The following is a 21,257-nucleotide window of genomic DNA, read 5'->3' on the forward strand; positions in this document are numbered from 1 at the left end:
CGAACTATTGAACCCCCTAAATAAACGTGTTCTCCACAATGGTATAGAAAAAAACGTGACAGGAGAAGCCTCCTGCCACGTTTTGAATTGTTTAATATTTATTTTAGATTGTCTACTGCAGCTCTTTCAATACCAAGCCCTTTTTTGTAACGTTCCATAAATTGCTCAAAACCTTCGACATCTTTTGGATCTGGAGACATAGTCTTTACAGCTTGGTCTGCAAATACTTTCTCATTTAAAAACTCATCTAACGTTTCATTATCCTTTTTGTTAATCATATATGAGCCAAGCAGGGCAATCCCCCAAGCTCCGCCTTCTCCCGCTGTTTCCATCACAGACACAGGAACATTAAAAGCACCGGCCAAGATACCTTGCCCTACACCTTCTGTCTTAAATATGCCACCGTGACCTAAAATTTCATCTAGTTTTACTTTTTCTTCTTTGATTAGAATATCCATCCCTATTTTCATTGCGCCAAATGCGGTAAACAAATGAACGCGCATGAAATTCGCTAGATTGAAATTGCTTTCTGAAGAACGAACAAACAATGGACGACCTTCTTCAAAGTGGGTCATGTGTTCACCGGAAAGGTAACCGTAAGATAATAGGCCGCCCCCATCCGGATCTCCTTGAAGGGCTTGTTTAAATAACGTTTCATATAACTTATTACGATCCACTTCCATCCCCATTGTTTTTGAAAATTCTTCAAATAATCCGATCCAGGCATTCAAGTCTGACGAACAGTTATTAGAGTGAGCCATCGCTACCAAATTCCCTGTAGGAGTAGTTACTAAATCAATTTCAGGATAGACTTTGGACAAATCTTTTTCCAATACTACCATTGCAAATGCAGAAGTGCCGGCAGAAACATTACCAGTGCGCTTGGCTACGCTGTTTGTTGCAACCATACCAGTTCCTGCATCACCTTCTGGCGGACAAAGTGGAATACCAGCCGCTAACTCTCCGGTAGGATCCAGAAGTTTCGCTCCTTCTTCTGTAAGTACACCTGCGTTTTCACCCGCCACCTTAACTTCTGGCAAAATATCTTCCAGTTTCCATGGTAAATTCTTAGAGGCAATTAATTCATTGAACTGATCGGTCATAGTTTGATTATAGTTCTTCGTATTCAAGTCAATTGGAAATACACCGGATGCTTCCCCAACACCTAAAACTTTTTCTCCAGTTAGTTTCCATTGGATATAGCCTGCTAGTGTTGTTTGAAAGCTAATGTCCTTAATATGTTCTTCCTGATTCAAGATAGCTTGGTAGAGGTGAGCAATACTCCATCTTTGTGGAATATTGTAGTTAAATAGTTTTGTCAATTCTGTTGAAGCCTGTTCGGTAATATTGTTGCGCCACGTGCGGAAAGGAACGAGAAGCTCCTCATCTTTATCGAAAGCCATATAGCCATGCATCATCGCACTAAAACCGATGGCGCCAACTGTATGTAGGGTGACTCCATATTGCTGTTTAACATCTGTAGCCATTTTTTTGTAGCTGTCTTGTAAACCCTTCCAAATATCCTCAACGCTATAGGTCCATAAGTTGTTTACTAAGCTATTTTCCCAGTCATGGTTTCCTGATGCAATCGGTGTATTATCTTCACCAATAAGAACTGCTTTAATACGTGTTGAACCAAATTCAATACCAAGTACTGTTTTGCCACTTTGAATCGCATTTTTAACATCAAGACTCATATTTTTTCCTCCAATAATTAATTAATAACTCTATTATAAGAGATATGATAGACTATTTCAATCATAGATGTACGTACAATATTATTCAGAATACGTTTTCTGTTTTGTGTCAAACGTATAAGTAATTCTTTTTGCTATTGAAAGAGCAAAACAAGCTGTCCGAATGACTCAAATAATGAATAAATATTTACATTTAAAACCATAAGAAGGTTGGCTTCGTCTAAGATATAAGAAGAGGTGATACATAAATGGATGAGCTAGAGCAATTGGTGGTGACAGAAGAAAGTCGGGATGACAGAGAAGAGATCATTGCTCAATTAATGTCTGAATATAGCGATGGTATCCTGCATCTCGTATATACATATGTAAAAAACCGAGCGACTGCGGAGGATTTAACACAAGAGATATTTATAAAGAGTTATGAAAAACTAAGTCAGTTTAACCAGCAGTCCTCCATAAAAACCTGGGTATATCGAATTGCTAGTAATCATTGTAAAGACTATCTAAAAAGCTGGCACTATCGAAAAATAGTTCTTAACGAGAAGTTTTTGGACTATATACCTTCCAAATCAAAACACATTGATGAAGAAATTATTGCTAAGGACGAAGAAAACTGTTTGTCCAATGCTGTCATGGCTTTACCTGTAAAGTACAGAGAAGTGGTTTTTCTCCATTACTATGAAGAACTATCATTAGCAGAAATAAACAAGGTTACTACAGTTAATATAAACACACTAAAAACGAGGTTAAAACGTGCAAAAGAACTATTAAAAGACAAGATGACAGAGGAGGTTTAGCCGATGAACGATCCATTTACGAAACTAAAAAGTTCCATGAAAAATACAATTTTTAAAGATCTCTCCTTTTCCGATGAGCAAAAAAAAGCAGTAAAACATGCAATACGAGAAGATAAACTACAACCACAGCTTCATTTTTGGAAAGAGGAAACTCTTTTAGATGTATTCGAATTTCTTCAACGGGAAGCAAATCACGGCTACGAGATATCCAACCATCTTTTTCAAAAATATGACCAAAGTTTTCAAAATAATCAAGGACAACTTTATACACTCTTACATTTACTCGAGAACAAAGAACTCCTCACTTCAAAGTGGATAGAAGAAAAAAAATACTATTCCTTAACTGCAAAAGGTAAAAAACAATTAGCTGCTTATACTCAAGGAAGTTCAAAACACGGCAGATCTTTTAAACTTTTACTAGAGGAGGCAGTTTTATGAGTTCTTCCAAGTTTGAAGAATTTTTAAATAAAGTAACCTCTAAAGTGAAATCCAAAGAAGCTCACAGCATGATCAAAAAAGAGCTCACGAATCACTTGCAAGAGCTGAGCCAATCCTTTCAAAAGAGAGAACCATCCAAAGAGGAGGCAGATGAACAGGCAATACAGGAAATGGGGAACCCCTTTACGATTGGAGAAAACTTAAATCGTCTTCATAAACCAAAAATGGATTGGGTCCTCGTCGTTTTATTTATCATCATTGCCGCTATCAGTTTTCTTCCGCTTGTTGGTGGTATTCCTGGCTTGGGCTTCTCTGGTTTTCATTTTATAGAACTACAAGCCATTTGGCTCATCCTTGCTGTTCTTGTAATCATTGGCTTTCTTTTCTTTGATTATCAAAAATTAAAGAACTTGTGGATATATTTCTACGGAACCGGCTTGCTTCTCCTTTTATATACCTATTCATTTGGTAATATGATCAATGGGGCAACTAGGTCGATTTCTATTGGGGGATTTCCCTTTGATGTAACCATCACTCTATTTTTATTCTTCCTTGCGTGGGCTGGTATCTTTAATAAAATAAAAGAGTTTAATAGTTGGAAAAAATATATGTTGCTGTTTTTCCTGTTTTGGACACCAATCCTTATCTACATGATGCTTCCACACTTTTGGCTTAGTATCATTTACTTTTTATGTATCTTAACGATGTTTGCTTTTTCTCATGCGCCTAAAAAGTTAGCCATGAAATTGTTGGCAACAAATATAGCGGCTGGATTAATTATCGTTATAACTATGATCATTACATCTCGTGGTACTTTTTTCTTTACTAGACTATTAGCTTTTATAAATCCTGATACCGATCCATATGGAGATGGATATATGTATATGATGATTAGGGATCTCCTTTCACAAGCAGGTTGGTTCGGTAAGGGACTTTACAATGATATAAATAACGAATCGCTCCCGGCAGCACATACAGATTTTGTTTTCCCTTATCTCGTCTATTCCCTTGGCTGGGCATTCGGAATTGTCCTTTGTTTAATACTGTTGTTATTTATTTCGAGAATTGCTTCCAATGCTTTCAAAACAAAAGATCAATTCGGAAGATTACTAGTGATCGGCGGTGCTACATTATTTACCGTTCCTGCTTGCTGGAACATCTTAATGGGCTTGGGAATATTCCCGATTATTGGTGCTTCCCTGCCGTTTATCAGTTATGGAGGAGATATATTTTACGCTGCCATTTTAGGCCTTATTCTGAACGTCTATCGAAGAAAAGATATTGTAGAGCCTACGATAGTGAAATTAGAATAAACCTTATGTATGTTGATTTAAAATAAAGTCGTACCATTTTACCCCTTTGGATGTGGTACGGTTATCGGAGGGGTGCTTTTGAACATAGAGCTGATCCCCTCCTCTGTTCACAGGAATTCATCAATAGCTAAAAAGAGCCCTTTAAAAAAAAGGCTCCAAACACACTGGTATATCATTATTTAGCTTCACAAAGTTAATAGTGCTACACACTCCACATGAAGAGTATGCGGAAATAAATCTACTGGCTGAACAGTTTTTAAGGTATAACCAAATTGTTCGAGCTCTTTCACATCCTCAGCAAAGCTTACTGGATTACAGGAGACATACACAATACGCTCCGGTTGTGAGCGTCCGATTCTTCTCATGACTTTTCCACCCGCACCTGAACGAGGTGGATCTAGTAAAAGTAGCTCAGGCTTACCAAAGCTCTCTATTATTTCATCAATACCATTTCTCGCATCTTTAGCTAAAAACGTTGTATTCGAAATACCATTATCTACTGCATTACGCTTAGCTGATTCAATCGAACTTTCGACAATTTCAATGCCGGCTAGCTTTCCTACTTTGCTGGCAAACGGCAGTGAGAACGTTCCTACTCCACAGAATAGATCAATCATCTTTTCGGTTTCTTGCGGTTTCCCTAACTCAAGAGCTAGTTCTACTAATTTTTCAGCCTGTGCTGGATTCGTTTGGAAAAATGTATCAAACCAAAGACGGAAACGGTAGCCTGCCATTTCATCGTATATGAAATCACGACCTGCTAATTGATGAATTTTTTCTGCCTGTGTCCGATCAGCCCAATCGGTATTTTTAATCCATAAAAAACTTTTTACTTGAGGGAACTTCTCACCGATCCGTGCAACTAAATCATCCACTGCTTTTTGCAGTTCTCCTTCAGGTCCTTCCGTAGCAAAAAGAGCGAGCATCATTTCCCCTGTTGCAAACGACTGTCTAACCATCAAGTGTCTAAGTAAGCCTTCATGTAATTCTTTGTGATAGCCTGCTAGTTGATGATCTTTCACCCACTCGGCTACAGCTATTGCCGCTTCCACCATTTCTTCCCCTGCAATTAAGCACGTATCTAAAGAAATAACTTTTCGGAAATTGCCTTGTTCATGCAAGCCAAGCGCCCCATCTGGAGCAAACGTAAATTCCATCTTGTTTCGATAACGCCATGGCTCGTCCATCCCAATTGTATCAAGCACAAGATTTGGATCGAATCCTTGATCTTCCAACGCCTGTTTAACAAGAAATGTCTTGTGACCTAACTGACCGGTATCATAATTCCAATGCTGCATGACACAGCCTCCACATTTATCAAAATGAGGACACGGAACTTCTACTCTATCTGGACTGACTTCCAAAATCTCATCAAGTATTGCTCTTCTATTTTTACGCTCAGGACGATCCACAGTTACTTTCACCGTTTCACCAGGAAGCGTTTTTGGAACAGTCAGTTTTAGCTTTTTCTTATTTCCAAGTTCATTCTCCCGCCAAGTAACTGCTCGCCCTGCACCTCTTCTATCTATATTGTCTACCTCAACCACCATGGTTTCTCCATTAACAGTCAATGAATCTTCCTCCTTCTATACATATAACTCAAATAATATGATATAAAATAATTTCCTTCTAAAAAAGTTTGTTCAAAAAGGTATTTGCAATGGCTACACACGCTGCTCGCCTGGTCTGAGAAAACCACTCAGACCAGGCTTAAGACATTGCAGCGGCTTCGCTCATCGCTTAGAAGATGTTCCAAAAGGTTTAAACACTGACCTTTTGGAACATCTTCTATAAAACTATGATATCCTCCCCCTATTATAAAGGACAAATAACATTTGCGAAATCTCTTCTTCCATAGTAGATATTAGCAACCATAGAATTTTGTCCCTCAGTTTAATAATTATTAGACACTAGTCCCTATCCAAAACGAAAAAGTACAAAAACAGTATTAAACATCATTATCAAACACTAATGATTGTCGATTAATCTCATATAATGAGAATTATAACCAAGTATTTCATTATTTTATCTAAACTTATTCTCATTAAAATTTTAATTTTCATTGAGCATTTTTTTTATATTAGAGTATAAATTTGCTATAATGCACTTATTACAGTAATTCACAAATATTTCTATAGACTTGTTCAACCCCTTAATTATAATTATTATAATTTAATATTGATTTTTACAAAGTTTATATTATAATAAGTATTATATTAAATTTAATGTTACTAAAGGAGATGTTTTTCATAATGAGTAATAATAATAACTACTTAACTACTGCGTCTGGTACTCCTGTTGGAGATAATCAAAATTCAATTACAGCAGGTCACCGCGGACCCACACTAATTCAGGATGTAAATTTATTAGAAAAGCTTGCCCATTTCAATCGTGAAAGAATTCCGGAGCGTGTTGTTCATGCTAAAGGTGCTGGTGCACACGGACACTTTGAAGTAACAAACGACTTATCCAAGTATACAAAAGCTGCTTTTTTATCTGAAGTTGGAAAAAGTACACCAATGTTTATTCGTATGTCTACTGTTGCAGGAGAGCTAGGTTCTGCAGATACAGTACGTGATCCACGCGGATTTGCGGTTAAATTCTACACAGAAGAAGGTAACTATGATCTAGTTGGAAACAATACGCCGGTCTTCTTTATTCGTGATGCGATTAAGTTCCCTGATTTTATTCACACACAAAAACGTCATCCGCAAACACATCGAAAAGATGTTAATGCTGTTTGGGATTTCTGGTCTTTATCACCAGAATCATTACACCAAATTACGATCTTACACTCTGACCGTGGAATTCCGGCAACATTGCGCCATATGCATGGTTATGGCAGCCACACATACAAGTGGACGAATGCTCAAGGGGAGTCCGTTTTCGTTAAATACCACTTTAGAACAGAACAAGGAGTCAAAAATCTTGATGTAGATCTAGCTGCAAAACTAGCTGGGGAAAACACTGATTATCACTTAGAAGATCTATTTAACGCCATTGAAGATGGTAACTTCCCAGCATGGACACTAAAAGTTCAGATCATGCCGGAAGAAGATGTGAATACCTATCGTTTTGACACATTTGACGTAACAAAGGTTTGGTCTCAAAAAGACTATCCTTTAATTGAAGTTGGCCGTATGGTGCTTGATCGTAACCCAGAGAACTATTTTGCTGAAGTAGAGCAAGCTGCGTTTACTCCAGGAAACTTTGTACCTGGTATTGAAGCTTCTCCTGATAAGATGCTTCAAGGTCGTCTTTTTGCTTATGCTGATGCACACCGTTACCGTGTTGGTACGAATCATCAAGAACTACCAATCAATCGTTCAAAAGCAGAGGTTCATAACTACCAACGAGACGGACAAATGCGTTTTGATGGTAATGGCGGTAAATCAGTAAACTATGAGCCTAATAGTTTTGACGGACCAAGAGAAACACCTGAAAATAAAATGAATCCGTTTGAAGTAAAAGGCTTCGCTGATAGTGTTGCTTATGATAGTGAAGATCACTTTACACAACCCGGAGACCTATTCCGTTTAATGGACGAAGGAGAACGCGCTCGTTTAATTCAAAACTTCGCTGATCACATGCGTGATGTCGAAAGAGATGAAATTAAACTTCGTCAAATTGCTCTTTTCTATAAAGTCGACCCAGAACTAGGATCTGGCGTTGCAGCAAATCTTGGACTGGCAGTACCTGAGTCTGCTAAATAAATAAAGTATAGATTCATAAAATAAAAAAGTGCTTGCCTTTTCGCTTCGTTGCGAGGGGTGAGCACTTTTTTTAGTATCTTAGTAAGCGTCAAATATCCTCATCTTCCGTGGAAGGTGGGGATTATTTGACGCTTACTTTTATTCTACGGATTTCTAGACGATAATGTTTTTTCTTAAATTTATTTATGAGTAAGACATTCATTCTTTAGGTTCCTATGCTTCAAGAAAATTATCTTTTAAGTCTCTATTCTCGAAATATCAGGAAGTATTGTAGTCTCATGATTTGGAATTCTTGTCAAATGTTTTACTACATGGCACCAATAAGGCCTGTATAATACAAGTATCTAAGGCTAATTGAATATAAGGTATAAAGTTTTTTCGCTACTCTGCATGAATTTGTTGCTAGTTTCGTATATATATCTTCAAAATCTTTTTCTAGATAATCGTAAACTGTAGTTCTTGATAGATTGCGTTGTCATGCAATTAATCTAATTTCTATAATTGATGAAATTCTACAATCATTTCTAATTTCAACACCTTCTTGTCCCCTACATATTTAGTTTGCACTAAACAGTTTAATAGATATTGAGTTTATTAGGCTTTATGGATGTGATGTGAAATTTTTTTATAAAATGCATTAGATATGTATTAACAGTAGGTGAACTGCTGTTATTTAACTTACATCTTTTTTTAAGGCTCTTTTCGCAAAGGTTGTTGCTGTTGACAGAAATAAGGAATTTAGAAAGTAAGAAAATAGCCTTTCATGACCCCTTCACTTTCCATATGAATCCAAATCTGAATAACTTCTATTCGAATAATACTTTCTCCTTAGATAAACAACGAAACCCCATCTAAATGGTAACATTAAGTAAATAATCACAATAAGAATCACAATCCACCACAAATCTATGAATTCTCGCTCTGCTAACAGTTCAAAAAAAATAATAATTGGAGAGTGAAGAGTAAGAAAAATCATTGACATATTTAGACCAGTTACTATATGTGAGCCAGAAAAATGTATTTCGTTCTTTACAATCCATTTCATCATAAAATAATAGATGGTTAACAAAATTATAATTATAGGTGAGAAGAAAAATAGTACGAACCAATTAAACCCTTCTTTTAAAACGTCTACCAAATAAAAGAATAGAAAAAAGAGATAAATATTAAAAATTAAAAATTAAAAACAGTATCGGATATTGAATGAACCTAAGTAAAATGATTTTGTTCAAAAAAAAATCTCTCCTCCTTTCAATTTCCACATGTTTCTAATAAATTTTGTGTTGTGAACAAAACCATTGTCCAATAGATGAGATATTTTGTCCCCTCACGGTAATAAGTAAGCTGCGATATAATATCCTCAAATCTGTACATTAGCTCGGTCTCTATGAACACTAAGCTATTATAAAAATTACGAGTTTTCTACTTCAATTTTGGGTATTTGACATTCTTTATTTTTTCTTCAAACTACTCCTGGAATAACTCTTCTTGTTCATCTATATACCCTTCAAAATAGATTTCCTCAATATTTTCATGATACTTGATCCTCCACTTTTCCAGCAGGGTAGAAACAAGCTGAATAATCAAAGTAACCTATTTCACCATTTTGGTTATACAGTGATTACAGCCAACGAAATGTGCCGCCTTTGACATAGTTCTTACCACAGTATGACAGGCTGTTTACCAGTTTGTCTTCTTTGATAATTAGTAAATGGAATTAAATAATGTATCTTTAGCAGTTTAAGACTATAAATCGTATATAATTAGTATCGAATATTGAAAGAATCCTTCTACAAAGGATTCCGTTCTTCTTATTGAACGTGCACACCTTAATGGAAGAAGAATGATGAAAAAACAACTCACTCATATGGTGGATTTGACCGAAACTGTACATTGAAAAAAACCCCAATAACATTGGTACTCAAGAAGATCCATTTATATCGTTGTCTTTTTTCTCAAAACAGAGGTTTACAGTTCTACCATTAGATCGTGTTCTATGTTGCATATGTGCTGGAACATTGAAAACTTCACCAGGTAGTAATGTAATTGTTTTATCATTTCCTAAGTCAATTAAGAGCTCTCCTTCGAGTACCATAAATAATTCGTCTGTGTCATGTGCATGCCAATGAAAGTCTCCATCAATCACAGCAATTCTTAAAACATGATCGTTAATTTCAGACACGGCAAAATTATTATATTCAGTTATATCAGACACTAAATCTAATAAATTAATTTTTTGCAATAAACTTTCCAAGTATATATCTCCTTTTCTGAAACAATAATAATTGATCTATGTAAATTGTATCATTTATAGACTAGAAATAGACAAAAATTACCTTAGTGAATAGTTCGAGAAAAATGAAGGCGTTTGTTGAACGAGTAGCGCTAGTTCAATTATCTTGTACTTCATTGGTAAATGTACTGGCGATGTGTGGTAAATCTCTTGGCGTTCATTGGTAAAAAAGATGGCAAGGGTGGTAAAATCTTGTGTCCGTATTACTCCCAAATCATGGGTTCATCGTTTCGATTCACTTACTAGAATACAATTCATAAAATGCTTCAATAACATGGTTCTAATTATTCTGTTAGGAGTATACTTACATTATTTTTCTTGAATTTCACTGTAGTATATTCCTCTACTACATATAAAGCATTAGTAACCGATAAAGCTAATCCAAAAATAGTAGCGGATATAATTAACATAAGATTACCATCTGTGATAAACAGTATAAATGTAGCCATGAAAAATACTAAAAAAAAATGTAGCATGCTAGTTAATCTGTTGGCAGTTGATTTAAAGCAACTTTTCTAGTGAAATTCCCCTTATATATTGGACTAACACGAAAAGTCAGAATTCATACGATCCCCCTACGCACTTTGGGATTATTGCCTAATCCTCAATTCACCAAGGATACCCACTGGTATATTTTATGCAAGTTAAGAAGTTTCATAGGTTCAATGAATTCTCTCTTTTTTTATCTACTGCGACTGATAACACCTAAAAACAGAAACCTCTTAAGGCTCCTGCTTCCGCAAAAATATTATGTAGTTAGCTGCATTAGTAAACGATCCACAACAATCGTCTACTTCAGTTGCTCCGTCACTTTTCCTCGCTTTATACTTTGTCCATTTTCTTCTTGCCACTTTTGATATAACGTTTGAAAACGTTCCTCTTCCGTATCCTTAAACCCTTCAAACACCACTTCATCAACATTTTCATGATTAAAATACAGCACTTGATCCGGCACTAATCCTTGAGGGTAAACGCACGCTGAAATAGTCAAACCATGTTTGCTCGCCCTCTACTTCAATAATTGGCCCTCTATTTAAAATCATTAGTTTACTTGTTCCTTGTTTTAAATACACAATTGAACCGATTGCTAACATTTTCTTTTCTCCTTTTTTCTCTTTAAATTTTCTAGCCTGAGAACTTATTGTTTAAATCAGCTTCTTTACTATGTCATGCCCGCTTAGCTGTTGAACTTATTCGTTAACTGTTTTATTTCGGATTCGCAAGCTTGCCGTAGGCTTGGCCTGGCATCACTGTTACTGTGTTAAAGACTAATATAAAAAGAAAGAAGACAATTGCAAGCAGTAGCATTATCACATTTCCTATACTAATGAATCCTGCTATACACACGGCCCCCATGACCATGACGAACATATACATCAATGAAAATTTCAGAAAATATATTAAATTATTCGGTCGTATAACAAGTTTTTCTGACTTTAACTGGTTTCTTGTTATTATTTTATTCATTTTCTCTTTATTCCGCTTACAGTAATAAAGCCGCATCAATAGTGTAATAGTTAAAGCAAATATAAGTATCACGCTATTTATCATTGGTTAAGTTTGCATGTTTAATTTTTCTATCACCGGAGTGAGAATGATCCCCCCCTCCTCCAGCTAATCCAATACTTAGTGTTTTCCGACGCATATCAGTGGTTTCTTGAACTTCATTTAACACCTTCTCATCATCTACTTTATAGCCTGGATGGGAAAATAACCAAAAACTATATGGAAACAGCCCTTTCCAAAAAGGTGCCCCTGTATCCATTAAATAGTGTTCTCCATCAATCGTCACAATGTGATAGGTCATATTTTTCTTTATTTTTTTTATTTCAGAAGTCATGATTTCCCCCAACTCCAATTCATAGGATTTATCGCATTTATTCTACCTTTAACTGCCTCACCAGCACTACTCATTGCATCCCCTGTTCGCTCCACTGTTTCGCTTGCAAAGTCTAGCCCCGCTTGAACCACCTCATTTGCAGTGGCGACACCTCTTTGTAACTCATTTCCCACATATCCTATCGCTTCTCCTGCTACATTTACACCAATTTCAATAGCATAACCTTCAATAAATCCTGCATCTTGTTGTGCCCTATGGCCTAACGCCTCAATATTTTGTTTACCTGTATTAACGACTGATTGAATCGCCTCGTTTGCATTATCTGCTGAATTTTGAACATAAACTCCTGCATCATCTATTTGTTCATTAACCACGTTAGCACCATTTTGAATCGCTTCACCTGGATTTCTGGCAAAATCCCCCTTTAGCTATAGAATCAAGACCTCTTCCAACAACATCGAATCCAACTTGAAGTCACCAGGTTTGTATTAAATTCTTTATGTATATTTCTCATTAGAAAATGCTTACTTTTGCTTTATCATTTTTTGTCCTTTTAAATTATTACTTCCCTTTCTTAAATTTCACTTTAGTACTACCATCTAATACTGTCATGACATTAACAAGAAGCATTAATGGGAAAAGGAAAGTCGCAACGAAAAAAGGGACCAAATTACCATCTTGAATGAATACTAGAAAAAACAATACACTCCCACCTTGGAATAGCACATAACAAAAAAACACCTGTATAAAATGCTTAAATGACTTTGGGGTGATCCAAATACGCTCTTGTGAAGTTTTATCTAGAGTAATAACGTTATAAAGCTTCTGTTGATTCCTGTGACTAAGATATGAACGCAAGCAAAATCCTAAGATAATCACAATCCCAGACAGAGCTACGTTAAACAGGAGCGTACTTTCCATCTCAAAGTATTCTGTCAAAGGTCTTAGTAAATTGGCTATAGATATTCCGAGCCCTGCTGTTAATAAAATACTAATGTTACTTCTTTTTTGACCCTTGCTGAAAGCTTTGAATTTATTTCCAATTTCTTCTTCATCTACTTGGTAAATTGTATTTGGAACAATCCACGTTAAAAATGGGAATACTATTTTCCATATCGACTGGCTCATATCTAAAACGTAGGTCTTTCCTTTTATTTTTAAAATTCTATATCTTGGATTCTTATATACAGGTCGCACCTCACACTTCATCGATCTCACCACCAAAATCCATCGGGTTCATCGCATCAATTTCCTTATTAAAATAAATTCATAAAGTGCTTCAATGACAGGGTTTAATTATTCTGTTAGGAGTAGACCATTATTTTTTCTTGAATTTCACTGTAGTGTGACCAATTCCTACATATAAAGCATTAGTAATTGATAAACAAAATCCAAGAAAAATAGCAAATATAATTGCCAAAATATTACTAATTGTAATAACTAGTACTAAACTAGCTATGAAAAATACTAGAAAACAAAAGTATATAAATAAACATTGAACAAAATGTTTAAATGACATTGGTCTGATCCAAATACGATCCTTTGATAATATGTTTGGTGCAATTATTTTATAAAAATTATTTTTATTCCTAATACTTAAAAGTGAGTGTACTAAAATAATTAGTAGCATTACAGATGCTGCTATTATATTATTAACCAACGTCGTACTTGGAATATAAAAATAATCTGTCAAAGCGGTTAGTAAGTTCCCTAAGAATATTCCGACCCCTGCTGTAAATAAGATACTTATGTTAATTTTTTTTTAGCTCCACTCGGAACTTTCACCTTTTTACTAATCTCTTCTCCGTCTACTTTATAAATTGTGTGTGGAAGGATCCATGTTAAAAAAGGGAATACTATATTCCATTTGGATTGGCTCATATCTAAAATATAGGTGTTTCCTTCAATCTTTAAAATCCTAAACCTTATATTCCTAGCACTTTGTACTTTACACTTCATAGAATTTACCATCCTCCATTCATTGGGGGCATCGCATCAGTTCCCTTATTAAAATAAATTCATAAAATGCTTCAATAACATCGGTCTAATTATTCTTTTAGGAGTAGACTCACATTATTTTTTCTTGAATTTCACTTTAGTACTGCCTTCTAATACCGTCATTGCATTAGCAGCAAGCGTTAATAGAAAAAATATAGTAGCTGCGAATAAAGGAACCAAATTACCATCCTGAAAGAATACTATAAAACCTACTATACTTATCCCTAAGGAAAATACATAATAAGAAAAACATTGGATAAAATGCTTAAATGATTTTGGGTTGATCCAAATACGCTCTTGTAAAGCTTTATCTAAAGTAATAACGTTATAAAAGTTTTTTTTATTCCTATTGCTAAGATATGAACGTAAACTAAGTAATAAGATGATTATAATTCCAGAAAAAATTGCGTTATACATTGGTGTGCTTTCAAGTTCAAAGTAACTCGTCATAGGTCTTAGCATATTTGCTAAGGATATTCCAATCCCTGCTGTTAATAAAATACTTATGTTATTTCCTTTTTTACTCTTGTTGAAAATTTCTAGTTTTTCACTAGTTCTTTCTTCATCCACTTGGTAAATTGTATTTGGAACAATCCATGTTAAAAATGGGAATAATATTTTCCATATGGATTGGCTCATGTCTAAAATGTAGGTATTGCTTTCAATCTTTAAAACTCTAAATCTTGCATTATTCATTACTCTTTGCACTTCACACTTCATAGAATTTACCATCCCCAATTCATCGGATTAATTGCATTTAATCCGCCACTAATAGCCTCTCCAACATCACTTGCAATGTTGTCCAGTTTTCTTCCTACAACATCCAACCCGTCTTGTAGTTCAAATTTATTTGTATCATACGTATAATTAAAAAGCCATGTAGCAGTTGCCCCTGCAACTAAACCTGCTACTGCCGCCCAACCAACCGGATTAGACGCGAGAACTAAGCCTACACCAACTGATCCTAGGACACTTCCCCCAATACCAGCTACCACGCTTGCTCCATTATGCGCTATAGCCTCTCCAACCGTCTTCCCCTTTTCATTCACGTCTTCATAAAATCCGACACCAGCACTAGCTACTATAAATCCCCCACCTAATGATTTTCCGGCTCCTTGAACAAACTTACCCGTTTTCGTTATAACGCTACCGGTTTTCGTTGCAACGTTCCCAACAGCATTACCTACATTTTTTGTGATTCTGGAATCCTTTATTGCGGTTCCGAGATCTCCTATTGATCTCCCTATACTCTTTGTACTGGTTCCGATCCCTCCTACTGATCTCCCTATTTCTGTTGTTGTATGCCCGATAAATTTTACTGCTCCTACAGTACTATTTACAGCTAAATCAATACCAATTTTGCCTTTATTATTAAATAAATATTCCATAACTGTTTCTGGCACTTCTTCGTTTAGTTCCCCTTCACTCAATTCTTCTGTAGATTTTTTCATCGTTGTAAAGATACTATAGTAAGTTGCTCGATCAATTTCTCCATTATTAAGATCAGTAAAAGCACTATTTATAATATTTTGAGTTGTCCCATCCATATCTTTTACTGCAGCGTCTTTTAATTGCTCAATCTCAGCCAATGACATGCCTTCTATCGTTTCTTCATTAAGTCCGACGTCAGCGGTGTCTTGATTGTAAATACTTTCCACCATTGATTTGTATGAAGACATGCCTTGTAAGGCGTCCCTGTTAAAGTTTCTTACAGACAGGTTCCCACTTTGAAACTTTGATTCAATGTCTGATAGATAGGTTCGCATCGTCTGCAAGGCATCTTTCGTCTGTTCTAAAAGAGAGGCGCCATAGTCGTCAAGAAGGTGCAGTTGTTCGACGATCTCCTGTGCCCGTAGTTTACCTCGCCTTACCCCATTTATCACTTCTGATTCAGTGATGTTATTGACCGTTACTATATCTTGAACACTCGCTAAAATACTGTTTGCTTCATCTGTTAGTTCCATTGTCTTTCTTTCTACCTTATTAAACCCTTCTTCCACATCATTCACGAGAAATGCTTCGTCAACAAACCCTTGATCATCTGGTTCAAAGGTTTGAATACCTGCTTTAATATCTTTCAATTGAAATTGATAGTCAATAAGAGACTGGTGAAGGAAAATTAAAAAGGGCTGGTGGCATTCCTCATAAAAGGCTCGGATTACCTCCCCACCCTTTCCCTTTAATGCATCATCCAACGCTGAAAAATCCCGCACTGCCCGTTGGACGGCAGAAATGTGTTCGCAAAATGATCTAATATCTTGTATCGTCACATCAATTCCAGTCTGTAATGTATTAACATCAAGAACTTTCACGCCAAGGTCCTCCTACTAGTATGTATTGCTTCTGACAATCATCCTTTATTCTTCATACTCTCGTTTACTTTATAAGCCCTATTTCATGGGCTACGTGCTCGTCAGTTGCTTCCATAGATGTCACAGCTTCTTCAGTTGATTGCAGATTTTTAGTCATTAAGGATGTAAATCGCATCATGATCTCGTCATATTGCTGTTTAATCTCATTGACATTCGTCACGATCTCAAGCTTATTTTCTCCTTCTATTTCTTTAGAAAAGGATGTGTTTAAGCTTTGAGATGATGATTGTAGATCTTTAATTCCCTTATTTACGGGGCCACGTTGAATCTTAATTTCGTCGCTCATGACTGATTTAACACCTCTTGTCTCTGTATTGTTAATTGATTACGCTTTGATTCAAACGTCGAAATATTACTTTCGATACTGCCTATTTCTCCTTTAATAACTGTCACCTGCGTCGATAAGTCACTCTCTGCCTGACTAATTTGTTCATTAGCGATGCCTACAAAACTTGCCTGTACATCACCCTTCTTTAAGTCGTCTAATTGATTGGCATTTTTTCCGTTCAGTGTTTGTAACGTAAACTTTGGATCAAGACATACGTCTTTCTGATCGCTAAAACTTTGTTTATTTTCCTTTAAATCAGTCAACGCTTTTTCTAACCGATCTAATTCTTCTCTTTTCTCCGCTAATCGAGAATTAGCAGACTGAATAAAACCTTGCATGACCATTAAGTCACGATTAATATGATATAAATCTAACACTTGTCCCCTCCCCCCTCACTACCTCGATATCATTACGCTTTTTGTCAACATTAAATTATGAAACATGTATTTTTTTACCATTAAATAACAATTATATGTCATTTATTATACCATATTATAGGTTATTTGGTAACGATTTGTAGATAATAACGAAGGATATTTAGGCAATTACAAGGTATAAATAACTAGTATCGGAAAAGGTACCTGATCTCCAGTGCTTTAAAGCGTTGGGGGTTAGGCACCGACAAATTCCAAAATCTGTTGAATACGGTTCCTCATACAAGCTTTTTAAATAGTACCTCAAGTTCCATGGATCTCTTCAAAGTATTGTAAACAGGTGAATTTTTAAGCGCCTCGGTGCAAAATTTAATAAAATCATTTTCCTCAAGATCAGCGAATAAATACACGGTTACGGTTATTTTTCTAATAAATGGTTCTTCATCATAACCTCTTACATCAAGCAAGGAGAGCGGATTTTCTAGCGAAAGATTTAAAACTCCTTCAATCTCTTCAATAATGGAAGCCTTTTTTTTCGACTGCTCTAAGAGTGTTAATATTATGCTGCTTAAAACCGATCCTGCAAAGTATTCAAGGCTGCTAATTTTTTCATCATCTGAATCAAAGCTTAGTTGTTTTTCTATCTGGATACTGTTTTTGTTTGTGTAAATTTTGACAGATGAGAGATCATTTGATGTGCCCCTAAAATTCATATCAAATATCCTAGACTCATATAATGTGTTCACTTCATTCTTCGACTTGTTACTCATACTTTCTCCTTAACAAGGAAGCTGCTTCTGTCACTGATCGTATTTTTCCCGAGATATTTTCAAGTATGTTAACTGGACTGCTTGAGAAGGTTGCAAAACCGCAATCAGGATTGAGCCATATCTTTTCATTCGGAAGGTAATTCATTGTCTCTTCCACTCTTGAGAGGATGGAGTCCACTGTCTCAATTTCGTCTGTTCGTGGATTTACCACTCCTAAACCAAGTGCTGTTTGCTCTCCAATTCTTGTATCAGCTAATAGTGAGCTCAGCTCCCCTGCCCTTGGTGTTGAGAATTCAAGTGTTAAAAGATCTGGATTCACGTTGGCAAATAACTCAAGTAGTGGAGTATATGGACCTGTTAATAATATGCTCTCATCTTTGCTCCAGTTACCTCTGCAGACATGAAGAGAAGCAACTGTCTTAGTTCTATCTATATGCTCCATAATTTGTCCAATCAAGCTAGTAGCAAATTCTAGCTCCTCTTTAGGATCCTTTCTTTCAGAAAGAGCAGCACACATAAATGACCTTGGATTTCCGTCAGTGAAGACTACCTCGGTCAAAACCGGTTCATCCAATTGAATTACATCGACTCCTATGTGGATTAGATTGTCTATCTCTTCCTTTAAAATTTTTATAACATCTTGCCCAAGTTCTTCCTTACTGTCGTAAAATTCACCTGAGAGATTAGGCACCCACATCGATCTAGTAAGGAGATAAGGACCTGGTAATGTTACTTTAACGGGTTTATCGGTATATTTCCTCAAAACCCTAAGCTCATCTGCGACAATATCACCTTTGTATTTCAGTTTGCCGACACAAATAGCATTTTTTATACTGACTGCTGGAACATCAAGCGTGGTCAAAATGTTCTCAAAAGCTTTTTTGTCATCAATATAATCGAGCATTTCACTCATGCTCATCATTCTTACGCCATCAATTTTATTGGAAACGAAGGACACATAGTTATCCCGTCCAATCTCTCCACTCGTGATTATGTCTATCCCCAGGTCCTCTTGTAACGTAATGACCTTTTGGGTTTCCATCTCAATAAGCTTATTAAAGTCGTTAGGGTCCATAGTTCCTCTTCTAATCTTTCTGAGGGCGCTTAGAACGTCTTTAGATCTAGGCATGCTTCCCATTAAAGAAGTAGGAAAAAGCGGTAAAGAACTTTTCATATTTTTCATCTCCTAAAGTCGATATAAATAGTTAAAAGAGAAGCAGTGGATAAACCACGCTTCTCCTTAGAATGCTACTAATAAACTAGTTTAATAGAAACGGTTTATTTAAAGTAACTTAAAGAATGATTCACCAGGAATTACTTATTAAAGAACTTGAGATAGTCAGTAGCTTCACGTAATTGCTGAAATCCTGTGATTCTGCCTTCAACCCATTCCTTCAAGCCTTCCATATCCATCATCTTCTTATGGTCTTCATTGTTGTAATCCATTTTATGAAGCACTTTTTCCCATTCTATGAACTTTTCAGTTGAAAAATCAGGATGTGCTACGAAAATACAATGGTCAAACAAAGCAGTTGTATCCATACAAACGAATTGATTGTCGTCAATAGTGCCATCCTTTATCCAAGCTTCCCAGTTTAAATCCAGAGTAACAACTGCGTCTACAGTTCCTGTCATCAATGCTTTAATGGCATCTAACTCTCCACCAATATGGTCTCCATGCAGGCCGACGCCAACATTAAACATTTTCTCCGTGTAGTCCTCTCCATACTCTAGTCCATTTTTATGTAAATGGTTGATTGGTATCAACCTTGCTTGAGGAGAGTCTTTAGCTCCAAAGCCAATCGTCTTACCCTTTAGCTCAACAAGATTTGATATGCCACTATCTTTTCTGACTATGAAGCAAGTCTTTCGGTCTCTATCCGTATCTCTCATTGAACCCATCTGGCATTTACCATCGGTTCTCGAATAAGTGTCCAACCACGCTAAAGGAGAATTCCAGGCGATATCTATTTCCTTGTTCATTAATCCGTCAACCTGACCTTCATAATCCTTATAGAAGACACATTCTATTTCAAGTCCTTCCTCTTTGAAAAAATCAGCGATGACCCCCCAGATAACTGTAACTGTCGGATTATAAATAACAGCTCCTACTTTTATTCGATCGTTATTCAATAGACTCACTCCTTTTTGTTTTTATGGAATCATCTGTCCTGTTAGTGTTTTTCCAAGCCAAATCGTCAAAACGTCGGAACTTGGGGCCATAACTTGTCCAGCATATGAATCTCTCAGAAGTCTTTCAATAGGAAGAGCCTTATTATAAGCTTTTCCTCCTCCAACTCTCATTGCAAGTCTTCCGCATTCAATGGCTGCTTCTGAAGCAAAGACTCTTGCCGCTAAAATCTTTGCAAGTGCATCAGATTCTTCATTGGCACCTGCACTCGCAGCGTCTAAAGTAATTGCTATTGCTGCTGCCGCATTTTTATAGATATGTCCAATATGCGTTTGTACCATTTCAATAGTTGAAAGGGAACTTCCATCTGGATATTTCCTATCCACAGCATGATTGCTAACTTCTTCAAACATATGCATGGCAGTACCGCTGTATACTGATCCTAGTCCGGTGATGAAGAATGGTGCTACGACATTGAATACCTGCTCTTCACCAGAACCTTCTTCTCCAAGACGATAAGAAGAGTCCAACGTCACATGATCAATGTGCATTGGACATGACGAGTTACCCCTCATTCCAAGACCATTCCAATTAGACATTTCAAAAGTTAAGCCTTGTTTTTCCATAGGGAAAACCCAGTTGTTTATTTTTCCTTCTTCAACAGATGGTGCAAGTACGAGGTAGTACGAGGCATACGTTGCTGATGTTACCATGCTCTTTGTTCCATTAAAAATTGTGTTTTCACCATTAACCTCAGCAGAAATTTCCGGATTATAGAAATGTGTTCCTGTTCCAATTTCGCTGAAGGCTAAAGCCAAGAATTCTCCTTTTTCTACAATGTCTGAAAAAATCTTTTTCTTAAGTTCGTCACTTCCATGAGTTACAACACACATTAATGCAACATTATGCATCATGTAGCAAAGAGCAGTTGTAGAACAAGTCTCGGCAAATGCCAAACAAGCCTGAGCATGCTCTTCAAGCCCTTTGCCAAATCCACCATATTCTTCAGGCACAAGCAATTTCAAAAAGCCCTTTTCGCCTAGTTCCTTGAAGGATTCTTCAGGGAATTTCGACTCCTTATCTGTCAATTCCGTGTAAGGTTGTATGTAGGCCTTTGCAAAATCCTTGCCTTCTTGATATACATTGTTCATATTATCCTCCTCGTGATTTTATTTCTATTATTTTCAAAATTT

General features: G+C 36.3%; 22 protein-coding genes and 1 pseudogene. 4 read left to right on the forward strand and 19 right to left on the reverse strand.

The genetic code is table 11. From position 1 onward, the window contains the following. Nucleotides 1-98: 98 nt before the first annotated feature. Nucleotides 99-1,697: a xylulokinase gene (locus CEF18_RS15170; protein ID WP_110937233.1), complete on the reverse strand. Its 1,599-nt coding sequence runs from the start codon at nt 1,695-1,697 to the stop codon at nt 99-101. 248 nt (nt 1,698-1,945) lie between these two features. Here CEF18_RS15170 and CEF18_RS15175 point away from each other — a divergent pair, with 248 nt between their 5' ends. The 3 genes from CEF18_RS15175 to CEF18_RS15185 are packed head-to-tail and all read left to right on the forward strand — an operon-like array spanning nt 1,946 to nt 4,245. Then, on the forward strand, nt 1,946-2,494 hold the full coding sequence (locus CEF18_RS15175) for a sigma-70 family RNA polymerase sigma factor (protein WP_110937234.1): 549 nt from the start codon (nt 1,946-1,948) through the stop codon (nt 2,492-2,494). Nucleotides 2,495-2,497: 3 nt separating this feature from the next. Beyond that, the gene (locus CEF18_RS15180) at nt 2,498-2,932 is read left to right on the forward strand and encodes a PadR family transcriptional regulator (RefSeq protein ID WP_110937235.1); all 435 of its coding nucleotides are present in this window, start codon (nt 2,498-2,500) and stop codon (nt 2,930-2,932) included. Then, entirely contained in the window at nt 2,929-4,245 is a 1,317-nt protein-coding gene (locus tag CEF18_RS15185) for an FtsW/RodA/SpoVE family cell cycle protein (protein WP_110937236.1), read from the forward strand. Before CEF18_RS15180 ends, CEF18_RS15185 begins: the two co-directional genes overlap by 4 nt. 185 nt (nt 4,246-4,430) lie before the next feature. Here the strand turns inward: CEF18_RS15185 and rlmD are convergent, their stop codons facing one another. Next, entirely contained in the window at nt 4,431-5,795 is a 1,365-nt protein-coding gene (rlmD, locus tag CEF18_RS15190; protein WP_110937723.1) for a 23S rRNA (uracil(1939)-C(5))-methyltransferase RlmD, read from the reverse strand. Nucleotides 5,796-6,497: 702 nt separating this feature from the next. On the opposite strand from rlmD, the gene CEF18_RS15195 reads away from it, so the two are divergent. Further along, nucleotides 6,498-7,958: a catalase gene (locus CEF18_RS15195; RefSeq protein ID WP_110937237.1), complete on the forward strand. Its 1,461-nt coding sequence runs from the start codon at nt 6,498-6,500 to the stop codon at nt 7,956-7,958. A gap of 1,921 nt (nt 7,959-9,879) precedes the next feature. Here CEF18_RS15195 and CEF18_RS15200 read toward each other — a convergent pair. From CEF18_RS15200 to CEF18_RS15280, 17 genes and pseudogenes are all read right to left on the reverse strand, one after another. Beyond that, nucleotides 9,880-10,200, reverse strand: coding sequence for a cupin domain-containing protein (locus tag CEF18_RS15200; RefSeq protein ID WP_110937724.1), 321 nt, complete (start codon nt 10,198-10,200; stop codon nt 9,880-9,882). A gap of 335 nt (nt 10,201-10,535) precedes the next feature. After that, nucleotides 10,536-10,727: a DUF443 family protein gene (locus CEF18_RS25995; protein WP_183041077.1), complete on the reverse strand. Its 192-nt coding sequence runs from the start codon at nt 10,725-10,727 to the stop codon at nt 10,536-10,538. Between the two features lie 314 nt (nt 10,728-11,041). Then, a pseudogene (locus tag CEF18_RS15210) lies at nt 11,042-11,345 on the reverse strand (DUF4176 domain-containing protein). A 112-nt stretch (nt 11,346-11,457) separates the two neighbouring features. Next, a complete protein-coding gene (locus tag CEF18_RS27225) occupies nt 11,458-11,802 on the reverse strand; it encodes a DUF443 family protein (protein ID WP_110937239.1) in 345 nt (114 codons plus the stop codon). Then, nucleotides 11,792-12,091 (reverse strand): DUF443 family protein, encoded by a 300-nt coding sequence (locus CEF18_RS26870; protein WP_110937240.1) that lies wholly within the window; start codon nt 12,089-12,091, stop codon nt 11,792-11,794. Before CEF18_RS26870 ends, CEF18_RS27225 begins: the two co-directional genes overlap by 11 nt. Further along, a complete protein-coding gene (locus CEF18_RS15225) occupies nt 12,088-12,465 on the reverse strand; it encodes a hypothetical protein (RefSeq protein WP_110937241.1) in 378 nt (125 codons plus the stop codon). Before CEF18_RS15225 ends, CEF18_RS26870 begins: the two co-directional genes overlap by 4 nt. Before the next feature lie 187 nt (nt 12,466-12,652). Further along, complete coding sequence (locus tag CEF18_RS15230) at nt 12,653-13,300, reverse strand: DUF443 family protein (protein ID WP_110937242.1); 648 nt, start codon at nt 13,298-13,300, stop codon at nt 12,653-12,655. Nucleotides 13,301-13,409: 109 nt separating this feature from the next. Next, nucleotides 13,410-13,784 carry a DUF443 family protein gene (locus CEF18_RS27230; RefSeq protein WP_407690403.1) on the reverse strand — a complete coding sequence of 125 codons (375 nt, stop codon included), beginning with the start codon at nt 13,782-13,784 and terminating at the stop codon, nt 13,410-13,412. A 53-nt stretch (nt 13,785-13,837) separates the two neighbouring features. Further along, nucleotides 13,838-14,062 carry a DUF443 family protein gene (locus tag CEF18_RS27235; RefSeq protein WP_110937244.1) on the reverse strand — a complete coding sequence of 75 codons (225 nt, stop codon included), beginning with the start codon at nt 14,060-14,062 and terminating at the stop codon, nt 13,838-13,840. Between the two features lie 102 nt (nt 14,063-14,164). Further along, entirely contained in the window at nt 14,165-14,809 is a 645-nt protein-coding gene (locus CEF18_RS15245) for a DUF443 family protein (protein ID WP_110937245.1), read from the reverse strand. 5 nt (nt 14,810-14,814) lie between these two features. Beyond that, on the reverse strand, nt 14,815-16,401 hold the full coding sequence (locus CEF18_RS15250) for a ribonuclease YeeF family protein (RefSeq protein ID WP_110937246.1): 1,587 nt from the start codon (nt 16,399-16,401) through the stop codon (nt 14,815-14,817). Between the two features lie 64 nt (nt 16,402-16,465). Next, on the reverse strand, nt 16,466-16,747 hold the full coding sequence (locus tag CEF18_RS15255) for a YwqI/YxiC family protein (RefSeq protein ID WP_110937247.1): 282 nt from the start codon (nt 16,745-16,747) through the stop codon (nt 16,466-16,468). Next, entirely contained in the window at nt 16,744-17,166 is a 423-nt protein-coding gene (locus tag CEF18_RS15260) for a hypothetical protein (protein ID WP_110937248.1), read from the reverse strand. The genes CEF18_RS15255 and CEF18_RS15260 overlap by 4 nt, the downstream gene beginning before the upstream one ends. 275 nt (nt 17,167-17,441) lie before the next feature. Continuing rightward, entirely contained in the window at nt 17,442-17,876 is a 435-nt protein-coding gene (locus tag CEF18_RS15265; protein WP_223292327.1) for an OsmC family protein, read from the reverse strand. A gap of 49 nt (nt 17,877-17,925) precedes the next feature. Next, the gene (locus tag CEF18_RS15270) at nt 17,926-19,107 is read right to left on the reverse strand and encodes a cobalamin-independent methionine synthase II family protein (protein WP_110937250.1); all 1,182 of its coding nucleotides are present in this window, start codon (nt 19,105-19,107) and stop codon (nt 17,926-17,928) included. 140 nt (nt 19,108-19,247) lie between these two features. Next, on the reverse strand, nt 19,248-20,066 hold the full coding sequence (locus CEF18_RS15275) for a phosphate/phosphite/phosphonate ABC transporter substrate-binding protein (protein ID WP_110937251.1): 819 nt from the start codon (nt 20,064-20,066) through the stop codon (nt 19,248-19,250). A gap of 21 nt (nt 20,067-20,087) precedes the next feature. Then, nucleotides 20,088-21,215 carry an acyl-CoA dehydrogenase family protein gene (locus tag CEF18_RS15280; protein WP_110937252.1) on the reverse strand — a complete coding sequence of 376 codons (1,128 nt, stop codon included), beginning with the start codon at nt 21,213-21,215 and terminating at the stop codon, nt 20,088-20,090. Nucleotides 21,216-21,257 lie beyond the last annotated feature (42 nt).

The organism is Salipaludibacillus neizhouensis (assembly GCF_002886185.1).
In the GTDB taxonomy this organism is placed as follows: Bacteria; Bacillota; Bacilli; order Bacillales; family Salisediminibacteriaceae; genus Salipaludibacillus; species Salipaludibacillus neizhouensis.